The sequence below is a fragment of the Streptomyces sp. NPDC090741 genome (genome assembly GCF_044769045.1).
Taxonomy (GTDB): Bacteria; Actinomycetota; Actinomycetes; order Streptomycetales; family Streptomycetaceae; genus Streptomyces.
The window spans coordinates 500,210-512,324 of sequence record NZ_JBIVXF010000002.1 but is presented as its reverse complement, the minus strand read 5'-3'; the positions used below and the strand labels follow the sequence as shown (position 1 = coordinate 512,324).

The 12,115-nt window shown below is 67.6% G+C and carries 9 protein-coding genes and 1 pseudogene; 4 read left to right on the top strand and 6 right to left on the bottom strand.

The genetic code is table 11. From position 1 onward, the window contains the following. Positions 1-269 precede the first annotated feature (269 nt). Positions 270-581 (bottom strand): hypothetical protein, encoded by a 312-nt coding sequence (locus ACIQU4_RS07490; RefSeq protein ID WP_403727050.1) that lies wholly within the window; start codon positions 579-581, stop codon positions 270-272. Between the two features lie 237 nt (positions 582-818). Here ACIQU4_RS07490 and ACIQU4_RS07485 point away from each other — a divergent pair, with 237 nt between their 5' ends. Together ACIQU4_RS07485 and ACIQU4_RS07480 are read left to right on the top strand one after the other, a co-directional pair. Beyond that, the gene (locus ACIQU4_RS07485; RefSeq protein ID WP_403727048.1) at positions 819-1,097 is read left to right on the top strand and encodes a hypothetical protein; all 279 of its coding nucleotides are present in this window, start codon (positions 819-821) and stop codon (positions 1,095-1,097) included. Positions 1,098-1,536: 439 nt separating this feature from the next. Next, entirely contained in the window at positions 1,537-2,859 is a 1,323-nt protein-coding gene (locus tag ACIQU4_RS07480) for a hypothetical protein (protein WP_403727046.1), read from the top strand. Between the two features lie 36 nt (positions 2,860-2,895). Here ACIQU4_RS07480 and ACIQU4_RS07475 read toward each other — a convergent pair whose 3' ends face one another. Then, entirely contained in the window at positions 2,896-5,070 is a 2,175-nt protein-coding gene (locus tag ACIQU4_RS07475; RefSeq protein WP_403727045.1) for a transglycosylase domain-containing protein, read from the bottom strand. A gap of 258 nt (positions 5,071-5,328) precedes the next feature. Between ACIQU4_RS07475 and ACIQU4_RS07470 the strand changes: the two genes are divergently transcribed. Then, positions 5,329-6,429, top strand: coding sequence for an amidase domain-containing protein (locus ACIQU4_RS07470; RefSeq protein WP_403727044.1), 1,101 nt, complete (start codon positions 5,329-5,331; stop codon positions 6,427-6,429). Between the two features lie 192 nt (positions 6,430-6,621). Beyond that, positions 6,622-6,813 carry a hypothetical protein gene (locus tag ACIQU4_RS07465; RefSeq protein WP_403727042.1) on the top strand — a complete coding sequence of 64 codons (192 nt, stop codon included), beginning with the start codon at positions 6,622-6,624 and terminating at the stop codon, positions 6,811-6,813. A gap of 545 nt (positions 6,814-7,358) precedes the next feature. On the opposite strand, the pseudogene ACIQU4_RS07460 reads toward ACIQU4_RS07465, so the two are convergent. The 4 genes and pseudogenes from ACIQU4_RS07460 to ACIQU4_RS07445 all read right to left on the bottom strand — a co-directional run. Then, a pseudogene (locus ACIQU4_RS07460) lies at positions 7,359-7,843 on the bottom strand (transposase); the annotation flags it as partial. Positions 7,844-8,221: 378 nt separating this feature from the next. Further along, on the bottom strand, positions 8,222-8,548 hold the full coding sequence (locus ACIQU4_RS07455; protein WP_403727041.1) for an L-rhamnose mutarotase: 327 nt from the start codon (positions 8,546-8,548) through the stop codon (positions 8,222-8,224). Beyond that, a complete protein-coding gene (locus ACIQU4_RS07450; RefSeq protein WP_403727040.1) occupies positions 8,545-11,772 on the bottom strand; it encodes a discoidin domain-containing protein in 3,228 nt (1,075 codons plus the stop codon). The genes ACIQU4_RS07455 and ACIQU4_RS07450 overlap by 4 nt, the downstream gene beginning before the upstream one ends. A 151-nt stretch (positions 11,773-11,923) precedes the next feature. Beyond that, on the bottom strand, positions 11,924-12,112 hold the full coding sequence (locus ACIQU4_RS07445) for a hypothetical protein (protein WP_403727039.1): 189 nt from the start codon (positions 12,110-12,112) through the stop codon (positions 11,924-11,926). Positions 12,113-12,115 lie beyond the last annotated feature (3 nt).

Sequence of the window (12,115 nt, the reverse complement as noted above, 5' to 3'; positions counted from 1 at the left end):
AAGGAGTCGATCAGGGAGTTCGTGGCGCCTATGCCAGGCCTTGATCGCATCGTCCCGCGCGCTCTCGACCCTCTTCTTGAGTTCGGTGAACTGGCTGTGCGCATCGCGCAGGAGGCTTGCGACGGCCTTGGCCTGGATCTGCGGCGGAGTACTCGTAGCGCGTGGCCGCGAAGCTCGTATGGGCCACCCCGACGCTGATACCGCTCCAGCTCTCACACATGGTGATCTTCTGGACGCTTTCCCCGTAACGGCTCTCGACCTTCTTCAGCTCAGCCGCCATGGAATCCCACTTGCCCGCCGCCGTCGTCAGCAGGCTCAGGTCCGTGGTCATCACTTCGTAGTACGTCAGCACCTGCTACCCCCCACAGCCCGTTGAGTTTCGACTGACCGATCGGCCGGAACTGGTCACCCAGGCCGATGTCGTTGCCGATGAAGCGTCCGGAGGCGCCGCGCACGGCGCTCTTCTCGGACCCCAGCCTCCCCATCAGAACCGTGACCTGCCTGTCCCACGTGTCGGCGACCTTCTTCAGGCCCGGGGCGGTGTCCCAGCCCTCGAAGCCCTTCACTGCGGTGTTCGCCAAAGGCCCAGCCGGTGCCCCGTTCAACCTCATGTCCGCAGACCGCTCCGCCAAGGCCATGGACCGTCCGCGCCACTCCCGTTCGAAGTCCCCCGACATATCGCCTCCCTCGACCTCTCTTGATCCAAACATGGCAACTACGCACGGACCAAGGGGTGTTGCATCAAGGAGACGTATGGGTTGACGGGACAAGACCTTGTCACCTGGGAACACTCGAGCGTTCTCCATAGGATCCGGTCTGTGAACGATGACGACGAGCCGGTCTTCAAACGAAGCAAGTGGGGCACGAACCGCTACTACTACAACCCTCGCAATCCCCTCGGGCTCACGCTGATCGTCATCAGCCTGCTCTTCGCCGGGACGGCGTTGATCCTGATGGCCAACCGCGCCGGCCCCTTCAAGCCGCCGCCTGATCCCGCGCCATGGAGCCCACCACCGTTCGACTACTCCTGGCCGCCGCATTCGAGCCCGCCCGCGCCCGCTCCGACACCGGGCACGACAAGCACGCCGCAACCGTGACGGCACCGGGTCGTCGCCCCCTTCGCGGGGGCCCGCCCCGCCTCGGAACCTGACCGGGAGCCGGGCGGGCGCACTCGTGGTCGGGTGTGACTGATGGACGCCGGCGACCAGCCGGACGAACCGGTCAGCCTCGGCCCGCTCCAGTCGGCGAGCGCGCCGGCAGCGCCGCCCTTCGCCGGCCAGGTCGACGCCCCCGGCCAACACTCACCCGGCCACTCGTCGGTGAAGTCGACATCGGGTCGGCATTCGCCCGAACACGGCCACAGCCCCTGAGACCGGGGCCCCGGCCCCGAGGCGGGTACCCGGTGTGGGGCTGTGAGTTGGCTGTGAAGCGACGGGTTGAGGGGTCTGGAGTGTGGGATGAGTGCCGACAAGTTCTATATTCGTATGAACCATCCATACGCGGCCCGGCTGCGGGGATCTCAGGGGGACGACTGCGATGGCCGATACCGACACCGCTCCGGCTGCCCGGACGGAGTCTCGGAGTACCCGCAAAGTACGGAGGAAGGCGCAGAACCGCAGACGCCTGGGCCTGGGCGTCGCCGTGATCGCCATAGCCGGGGCCACCGCCGCCGCGTTCGCCTTCACGAGGAGCGGTCCCGAGGGGGCCGACCAACGCGATGCGAAGCTCGGGGCTCCGGGCGGTGCGGCCGACGGGGCCGCCGCTGCGAAGAAGGCCGAGGAGGCCTGGGACGGCAAGGTCAAGGTGTTGGGAGACGGCTCCACCTCCTACACCGGGCCGCAGCCGGGACAGCTCAAGCCCGAGCGGCTGAAGCCCGGGGAGAAGCCGCCGCAGTTCGTGGTGTTCTCCTGGGACGGCGCGCTGGAGGGCGACGACCACCTCTTCTCCCACTTCCGCCAGGTCGCCCGCGAGAACAAGGCTCACATGACCTTCTTCCTCACGGGCATCTACCTGCTGCCGGAAAGCAAGAAGACGCTCTACCGGCCGCCGCAGCACAACCAGGGTTCGGCCGCCATCTCTTACCCGACCGTCCCGCACGTGAAGGGCACGCTGGAGCAGTTGCGCGGCGCCTGGGGCGATGGCGACGAGATCGGTTCGCACTTCAACGGGCACTTCTGCGGGCCCAAGGGCGGCGGGGACTGGAGCCCCGCCGAATGGAAGAGCGAGATCGACCAGACGTATTCGTTCGTCAAGAACTGGAAGACCAACACCGGTTTCACCAAGGAGGCGCCGCTGCCCTTCGACCCGGACCGGGAAGTGGTCGGAGGCCGGGCGCCCTGTCTGGAGGGCCAGAAGAACCTCCTGACCGCGATCAAGCCGTACGGCTGGCGCTACGACGCGAGCTCCGCGGGAGACTTCCAGATGTGGCCGTCCAAGCAGGACGGCATCTGGAACTTTCCCCTGCAGCTCGTACCGCTGCAGGGCAAGGAGGTGCAGGTCCTCTCCATGGACTTCAACTTCCTCTTCAACCAGTCGGGCGACAGCACACAGGGCGACCCGGCGAAGTTCGCAGCGTGGCAGGCCCAGACCCGGGCCTCGTATCTGAACGGCTTCAACCGTGTCTACAACGGCAGCCGGGCGCCCATGTTCGTCGGCAACCACTTCGAGGACTGGAACGGCGGCATCTACATGAAGGCTGTCGAGGACGTGATGAAGGACGTCTGCCCGCGCCAGGACGTCCGCTGCGTGTCCTTCCGGGAGCTGGCGGACTGGCTCGACGCGCAGGATCCGAAGGTCCTGGCCCAACTGCGCACGCTCGACCCCGCGCAGGCACCGGACTGGGCTTCGCTCATCAAGTAGACGGGGCCCGGGGCCGGGCAGCGTGCGCTGCCCGGCCTACTTCACCGCCTTGATGTAGTCGGTCCACAGACGCACCGCCCGCTCGCTGCCGGGCGTGCCCGGGGCGTCGCCGCCCAGTCCCGTCAGCGGCAGCGGAACCAGGTCGGTCAGCGACATCCGGTAGACCACCACGGCCGTGGACTCCTGCTCGGTGCTCGCAACGAACCAGCCCGCCGTATTCGCGGCCGTCGTTCCGGTCTTGCCCGCCGCCCCGGCGTGCGCCTTGCCCGCCGTCTTCGCCGAACCCTCGGTGACCGCGTCCCGCAAGGCGTCCGTCACCGCCTGGGCGGTCTTGGCCGTCACGGCCCGGGTCGGCTGCGGCATGTCGAGCGGGACCGCAGCGCCGTTGCGGCTGGCCGAGCGCACCGAGTAGGGGTCGGTGTGCATGCCGTCGGCGGCGAAGGTCTCGTAGGCGCCGGCCATGCGGATCGCACTGGGCATCGAGTTCTCCCCGAGCGCGAACGTGGGAATCCGTGGCCCGAGGCTCGATCCGAGCAGGCCCGCGCGCTGGGCGAACGACTGCACCCCGTCGAGGCCCACATCGAGGCCGAGTTGCAGCATGGGAGTGTTGACGGAGTTGGCGACGGCCTGGCGCAACGTCACCTGGCCCCAGTTGCGACCGTCGTCGTTGCGGCCCTTCACCACCTTGCCGCTGCGGTCCCAGTACGGTCCCTCGGGCGTCTGCACGGTGACCTGGTCGTCGCCGTTGTACGGGGTGGAGGGGGAGACGGGCGTACGGGTCTTGCCGCGTGAGCGCAGCACCCCTTCGTCGAGCGCAGCGGCGTAGACGATCGGTGTGAACGCCGTGCCGACCGGGATCGTCGTCGCGTTCGACTCGTTGAAGCCCTGCTTCAGATAGTCGGGGCCGCCGTACACGGCGAGCAGCCGCCCGTCGGGGGAGACGCTCGCCGCGCCGATCTTCGCGTGTTTGTCCGTGTCGGGACGCCGCTCGGCGTCGAAGTCCTTCTGCGCCTTTTGGACGGCAGAGGTCAGGGCCGTCATGCGGGTCCGGTCGAAGGTCGTGTAGATCTGGTAGCCGCCGAGGTCGAAGTCGGAGTCCGTGATGTGGCCCGCCTTGATCGCGTAGGCCTTGGCCAGATCGACCAGATACCCGGTCTGCGCGCCAGGAGTGCCGGGGAGGGCAGCCCCCAGGGGCTCGGGGAATGTGGTGTAGGTGGCGCGCTCGGCGCGCGAGAGCCGGCCGGTCTCGACCATGCGGTCCAGGATCCAGGCCCAGCGTTCGACGGCCCGCTCGTGGTTCTCCTTGCCGGCGGCCGGGTCGTACATCCCGGCGCCCTTGAGGAGGGAGGCCAGGAAGGCGCCCTCGCTGGCATTGAGCTGCGAGACGTCCTTGCCGAAGTACGCCTGGGACGCGCGCTGGATCCCGTATGTCCCGCGCCCGAACCAGCTGGTGTTCAGGTAGTCCTGGAGGATCTGCTTCTTGTCCCTCTGGTTGTCCAGTTTCACGGCGAGCAAGAGCTCGGTGAACTTCCGGGAGAGTGTGCGGTCCTGGTTCAGGTAGGCGTTCTTCACGTACTGCTGCGTGATGGTGGACCCGCCCTGGGTCTCGCCCCCCGTCGCCGCGGCACCCAGGGCGCGCAGGACGCCGGACGGTGACACGCCGGGATCCGAGTAGAAGCTCGCGTTCTCGGCGGAGAGAACGGCTCCCTGGACCTTGGGAGGCACCTTGTCCAGCGGCATCTCCTGCCGGCTGACCCAGCCCGTCCGGGCCATCGTGGAGCCGTCGGCCCAGTAGTAGACGTTGTCCTGCTGTGTGGCGAACGAGTTGAGGTCTTCGGGTATGTCCGTGGTCGCGTAGGCGTACGTGATGAAGCCCGTCAGGGCTATGAACGCATACAGGCAGGCACCCAGCCACTGACGCCAGGAGGGTATCCACCGGCGCCAGCCGCTGCGGCCCGGCCTCGGGAAGGCAGGTCGCAGGCGCCGCAGTTGTGTGCGCGCCGCAGCGGCAGCCGCCGCGAGGGCGCCTGGCAGGCCGGCCGCCGCCTGGGGCCGACGGCGTGTCCCGGTCTTCCTCCGGCGGCCCGACGGGGCTCCGCCGCTGCCCTCCGGAGCCGCCCGCCTGCCCCACGATCGCCCTCTTGCGGACGTATCCTGCCTGCCCACTAGGAATGCCCCCTTGCTGTGCTTTCCTGCATACCCTAGAGGCATTTGCTGTGAGGTCGGCGTGGTGGCATCGGCTTCCGGCCGCGCGTTACGGCGCCAGTGGCGGAAGGTGACAACCGGAGGCAGATCGCCCTGCGCTCAAAGTGACTCCTGTCGGGTGACCGTCGAGGAAGCGGAATGCGCCGAAGGAGACGGAGGAGCCTCCTGGTTGTGCGAAGATTCCGTCCCCCGGTTCGTGTGGACCGGGTGACAAGGGGAAAAGCAGTGATACCAAAGAGGTTCAGGCTTGCCGTCGGCGCAGCCTTGACCGTGGCCCTGTCGTCCGCGACGCTGTTCGCCTACTCCGCGAGTGCGGGTTCCGGGCCCGAGGCAGCCGACCGCGCGACCGTCGACGCCTTCGCCCGCATGGCCGACGACGTGCTCTCCCAGCGCACCCAGGCTCTGGTCGAGGAGCAGCCGGGACACCGCAACTCCGGCCCGTCCTCCGCGAAGACGCGCATGTCGGCCCAGCTGAAGAAGGACGAGGACGCCGCGATCTCGTCGCTGCAGTCCCGTAGGACGCGCCTGGCGGCGCTCGGCGAGGCCTACACGGGTGCCACCACCCACGTCTCCGTGGACCGGGCCACGGTCACCGGCGGGAAGGCGACCGTCGAGGTCTCCGAGGACACCACGCTCACCTACAAGAAACTGCGCGGGGACGAGCCGGCCACGACCGACTTCCGGACGCGCTACGAACTGACCCTCACCAGCAAGCGGGGCGGTGCCTGGGAGCTGACCTCGATCAAGTCCCAGGACAACGGCCCCGTCGCGATCAACGAGCCCGTGGCGGCCAAGACGAACGTCGCCAAGGACGATGGCCAGCAGTATCCGGACGGCACGCCCGCGTCCACCAAGTACCCCGCCCCGGCGAAGCCCAAGGCGAAGACCGGCGGTGCGTACGACTACGCGGCCATGGCGAAGTACGCGGAGAAGTACTGGAGCAGCTACAACCCGGCGTACCGCAAGTTCAGCGGCGCGGGAGGTGACTGCACCAACTTCATCAGCCAGGCGCTCAAGGCGGGTGGCTGGAAGACCGTTCCGGGCTCCACGACGGACTACCGCAACTGGTCGTACGACGGCGCCCGCCAGACGGACTCCTGGGTCGGCGCGAACGAGTGGGCATGGTTCACGCTGTCCAACAAGCGGGCCGCCAACCTGGCCAACGTCTACCAGACGGACGTCGGTGACATCGTGCAGGTGGACTTCAACAGGGACGGGTCCAAGGACCATTCCATGATGGTGACGTACCGCAGCAACGCCGGAATGCCGTACCTCACGTACCACTCCACCAACACCTACCGTAAGTCGCTCGCGAGCATCATCGCGTCCTACCCGGACGCGATCTACTACGCGTACCGCACCTGACGGGTGCCCTTCGGCTTCTCCTGCCGCGGAACCCCCGCGGCAGGAGAAGCCGCAACTCCGGCAGGGCTTGCCGGCCCCCTCCTGGCGAGCTCGGAGAGGGGCGGTTCGGGTGATGTGGTGTGCGGGCACACTCGGCGGGGGCTGAATATGATGACCGGCCACATATGCCGGTGACCTGGGGACTTCTACGTTGTGGCGACACCGATCGTCCCCGCAGACCCCCTGGAAGTGGTGTTCATGGCCTCCCCCGAGACCACTCCCCCGACCGCCGGATCCATCAAGAGAATCGTCGCCGCCAGTCTCACCGGGACCACCATCGAGTGGTACGAAAACTCATCCGACCAGAGCTACCACCTGCAGGTTTCCCTTGCGCAGGACATCTGAGTCAGCACCGAACCAGCACGGTAAGCGGAGTTGCCCCATCCATCGCCACCCCGACAGAACGCCGTCGCCCTTCGGCATGCCATGGACGACACTATCCCGTCACGCTCTGTAGCCAGAAGCTTGAGAGCGGACCAGTCCATTGCCAACGACGGCTTCACCGATGACCTCCAGCCCAAGGCCGGGAACACGATCACGCCCAGACGGCATGGCGCATGGGCTGAACGTGGTGATCCAGAAGAAGCGGCCTAGTACTCCAGCCGGACTTTGACGTTTTGCCTGGTCAACGGCTTGAGCGTGGGCAGTGTAGCGGGGTGGTGCCGGGTGAGGGAATGGTTCTCCCGGCTCGTCCCGCAAACGAGCGCCCGCGCCGTGTGTAGTGACATCGGCGTGCACGTGCCTGGTGCAGGCGGCGCCATCGCGACCACTTCACTGCGTGGTCGCCCCGTGCAGCAGGATGGTGGTGGGCAGTTGCCAGCAGACGGCGAATCTCGGCTGGCTTGAGGTCCACGAGGTCGGGCGTGTCCCGTTCGGTTCCCCCTTTCCTTTGCGTGGGCGGCGGTGACTGCAAGGAAGGCGTGGGCGAGCATCGAGAGAGTGACGCGCCGGTGCCAGCCGGTGTAGCGGCGGACTTCGTATTGGTCCAGGCCGCACTCGTTCTTCGCGAGAGGTGGTCGATGCGGGGGCCGTGGACCTGCTGGGACTTGGGCACGGCCATGACGGAGGACAGGCCGGCGTCTTCCAGGAACCGGCGGAAGCGGGAGTCCTGCCCGTAGGCGGCATCCGCGGTGACCCAGGCGACGGGCAGCGGAGAGGCGAGTGCCCGCAGGACCATGGTGCGGGCCAGGTCGTTCTTCGTCGCGAAGCCACGCTCGCCGGGGATCTTGGCGGCGCGGCAGCGTTCGGCGTCGTCGGTCCAGGACTTGGGCAGGTAGAGCTCGCGGTCGACCAGGGCGTGGCCCAGGGTGGTGGCGTAGGCGGCGAAGACGCCGATCTGGCAGTTCTCGGTGCGGCCGGCGGTGCCGGAGTACCTTGCGGTTCACCGGTCCGAGCAGACCACGGACGTAGTCCCGCATCCGGCGCCTCGGCTCGACACGAGAGAAGCGATGCCCGACCTGCAGGAAGAGCTCTTCCAGTTCCTGTTCCCACTCGTTGGCGGGTACGTCGTCAATCACACCGATTGGCTGTCCAGCCCGATGTCACTACACACGGCGCGGGCGCTCGTTTGCGGGACGAGCCGGGAGAACCAGTCCCCCACCCGGCACCACCCCGCTACACTGCCCACGCACAAGCCGTTGACCAGGCAAAACGTCAAAGTTCGGCTGGACTGCTAGCCCCACCAACTGCTCACTGTGCCTCATCCGCACAACGGCGGGCCGGACAAAGAGTTACATACCTCCTCTCAGGACTGTCAGTCCAGGTGGAACACCTCCGTCAGCGGTGCCATCGCCTGGTCAGCCGACGTGCCGTCCAGGTACTGGAAGTAGCGGGACATCTCGGCCTGCCAGCGGGCATTGACCTCGGTGGCGGACATCGCCTCGCGGGCGCGATCGAAGTCCTCGGTCTCCAGGTAGCCGACGAGCAGGCCGTCCGGGCGCAGGAACAGGGAGTAGTTGGTCCAGCCGGTGGCCCGGAGGGCATCGAGCATCTCCGGCCACACCTGGGCGTGGCGCTCGCGGTACTCGTCGCCGAGTTCGGCCTTCACATGGAGCAGGAAGCAGATCCGGTGCTTCGTCATGAGACACCGATCCCCGCCAGCTGCATGTAGTACACGCCGAACTGGTCGGCGGTGAGCGTGGTGCCGGTGACCTTCACGTACCGGGCGGTGGTGGCGGCGAAGGCGAAGGAAAGGCCACCGGCTCCGGGGCGCGGGTACGAGCTCCTCGACACCACGGTGGTCCAGTTCGTGCCGTCGGTCGAGAGCTGGACGGTGAAGGCCGACGGGAAGCCGCGCCCGGTGTTCGGGATGTCGTCGCGGGGGTACAACGTGACCTGGCTGATCCGTGACGGGCCGCCGAGGTCCACCCTCGCCCACTGCGTGGTGTTCGGGGAGCCGGCCCCGGCGCTGCTCCAGCCCGAGGAGTTCCACAGGTCGGTGTGATGGATCCCGTTGGTGAGGTTGGCGGTCAGCCAGCCCTCGTTGGCATACTCGACCGAGCTGGAGGTGGTCGCCGTGCCGCCCGCTGCCAGATCTCCGCCGACAGCCTCGATCTCCGCGAACTGCATGCGGAAATTACCGAACTGATCTGTGCTCAGGTTGGTCCCCGTCACCTTCACGTAGCGCGCGTTGACCGTCGCGAACGGGAAGGTCTGTGCCGTGGCGCCGGGCCTCGCGTACCCGGTCCGGGTGCTGACCGTGGTCCAGTTCGTGCCGTCGGTGGAGGTCTGGATGGTGAAGTCGACCGGGAAGCCCTGACCGGCGTTGGCCCCGTCGCTGCGCGGGTAGAGGTCCACCCGGCTCACCGGCCGGGTCGAGCCCAGGTCCAGCCGCACCCACTCGGTGTGGTTGGTGGCGATACTGCCGGAACTGCTCCACCCCGCAGCGTTCGGCGCCGACGGCCGCTGCCCGTCGACCGCCGAGCGGATACCCCAGCCGTCGGCCTCGTACGAGCTGGAGGCGGTGGCGGCGGCACTCTCGGCCGGGGCGAGAGAGGTCGGCATGATCCGGGCGTTCCAGAAGTTCGCGCTGGCGCCGCCGGTGACCAGACCCACATCGCCTGCGGTGAACGCCGCGTCGGTGACGGTCAGCACCGGCGCCTGCCCGGTCCCGGAGTACACCGTCAGTGCGTTCCCGCGCGCCACTAGGCGCAGGCGGGTGCGCTGCCCCGACACGTAGCCGGGCACGGACGCCGAGCCGATACTTGTGCCGCTGCGGTAGACGAACACCTGGCCGTTGTCCCGCTGGGCGATCAGGTAGCCGGAGTCCAGGTCCGTGCCGTTGGCCGAACGCACCATCAGACCGGCCCAGTTGGTGCTTCCACCGAACGAGCTCACTCCGGTGATCTGCAGGTCCACGCCGACCGAGACGTCGGTGTAGCCCCGGCCGCGCAGGTAGGAGACGTCCCCCCAGTTCGCCGACGCGTCGGACTGCGTGTACTGGGCGCCGCTGGTCGACCACGTTCCCCGGGTGTGGGTCCAGAAGTGGTCGCCGCCGCTGAAGTCGTCCGTGAACGGCAGCGCCAGGTCACCGGACGCCGCGGCCAGTTCGTCGAGGAGCTGCTTGTGCCGGCCCTCGACGTTCCACCCGGAGGTGTCGTACGCCGTCGGGTTGGTGATCACCGTCTCGGCCAGGGTGCGCGCCGCCTGCGGCTTGACCGCGGCCAGCTGCTGCAGCAGTTCGAAGTCCTGCAGGCCCGCGGTCTGAGCTTCGCTGCGGAGGCTGTCGTAGATGCCGTAGGCGGCCTTGTTCGGATAGACCAGCCAGTGGTCGCCGGTCTGCGGGGTGTTGAAGGTGTCGGCGGCCGGGTACGGCTCGCTGAAGCCGTCGTGCCAGTAGTTCCAGCCCCAGTGCAGGTAGCCGTCGCCGCCGATCTTCCAGGTCAGCCAGGGGAGGAGCCTGGTCCCGCTGAGGTAGTTGCTGGTGAAGCGGTTCATGTACGAGCCCTGCGGGAGGATGCAGCTGTACAGCCACAGGTCCTTCCCGCTGATCCGGTAGCTCTGATAGAGCGCGACGTTCGCGTCGTAGTTCGACGAGAGCGGGGTCTGCGTCGACAGATGAGCCGCGTCCCCGGTGAAGGTGGTCAGCTGCGCCTCGTTGGTACGCGGGTTCGGGAAGTACTGCTCGTAGAGGGTGTAGAGCCAGTTGGCAGCCGTGGCCTGTTGCGTGGTGGTGGGCTCGTCCAGGGCGCTCATGTAGAAGTTGTTCGTCCAGCCCTTGGCATCCAGGTGCGCCTTCAGCGCCGGGAAGAACTGGTTCAACCAGATGTTGGTGTCCGGGCAGCCATTGGCCGGAGCGGAGTCGGGCCGGCAGAGCGCGTGCTTGACCGCGCCGCTGACGCCGTTGGCCGGCACCAGGGTCTCGAGGTACGGACCGGAGGCGGGCGGCTCCAGCAGGGTCGGGGTGTAGAGGTACTGCATGGCCCCGGCGCTGACGAAGAGGTTGACGAACCGGTCGAAGGTGGACCAGCCGAAGGTGAAGTGGCCTGCGGCGTCGACGGTGGTGTCCGGGATCAGCAGGGCCACCGCGTCGGCGTAGATCACGTTGTTCCGGTGCCGCGCCATGTTCGCGGCGATGTTGGCCTCGACGGTCCACCAGTTGGCGTCGTACATCTGCACGCCGTACTCGTTCGGGATCGACGCCTCAGTGCCCGCGTAGTCCCAGCCCGCCGAGGAGAACCAGTTGTTCATCTTGAACGTGGACTGCGAGGTCGGCGGGATCGTGGCGCTGTACACGGTAACCGACACCGGCACCGTGACGGCGCCCAGGCTGCTGTTCACCCTGGCGCTGCCGATGTAGACACCCGGCGCCTGACCGGCCGGCACGTAGACCTGGTAGTAGGCGGCGTACGTGGTGTTCGCCGCCACCGACTGCGGACTGTTGTTCATCAGCGCGTCGTAGTAGGCGATCCCACCGTCGGGCGGGTTCTGGACGTTGCCGACCTTCTGGATGCTCGGGTGGTTGTACTCGTAGCGCGTGGTGATGTTCGCAGCGGGAATGAACGCGCCGCCGGGGCCGGTCAGCGCCCCGGAGGTGACGGACACCTCGGTCTGCGCTGAACCGGACCGCACCAGGATCTGCGCCCCCTCGTAGGCGTTGCGGGCCGCGTACAGCTCGATCCCGGTCGGTGCCCAGCCCGGCGGGGTGGTCGAGGTGAAGGGCCGGTCGGTGGCGTCCAGGATCCACACGGTCGGCCCGTCGGCAGCGCCGGCCTGAGGCGCGGCGAGGACGGCCAGCGGCACTGCGGACAGTGACAGTGCCAGGCACACCAGGAGACGCAGGGATCTGCGGCGACGCGTGCGCATGGAAACCCTCCGAACTCTGAGAAATGGCTTCGAGAGCCGAACAGGCCTTCCTTCTAAACCTGTTCGGGTCGCCCGCAATTGTTTTGCGGCGCGACATTCGGTCGACGCGGGGCCTCGCCGTTCGGAGTCCTGGTGACGGCATGCGGGCAGCTCACAGCAATGACAGCGAGGTCGGGATGACACGAAGGGCAGCCGCTGGTCGCGCGATCGCATCGGGAATATGCGCACCCGGCCACCTGACGGCCAGCACGTCGCCCTTCGGTAAATGGAGTATTTCCAGAATTACGATCCACAACCATGCGAACTTGAGCAACATTTGACTGACCGTCACAGTCAGCACGAC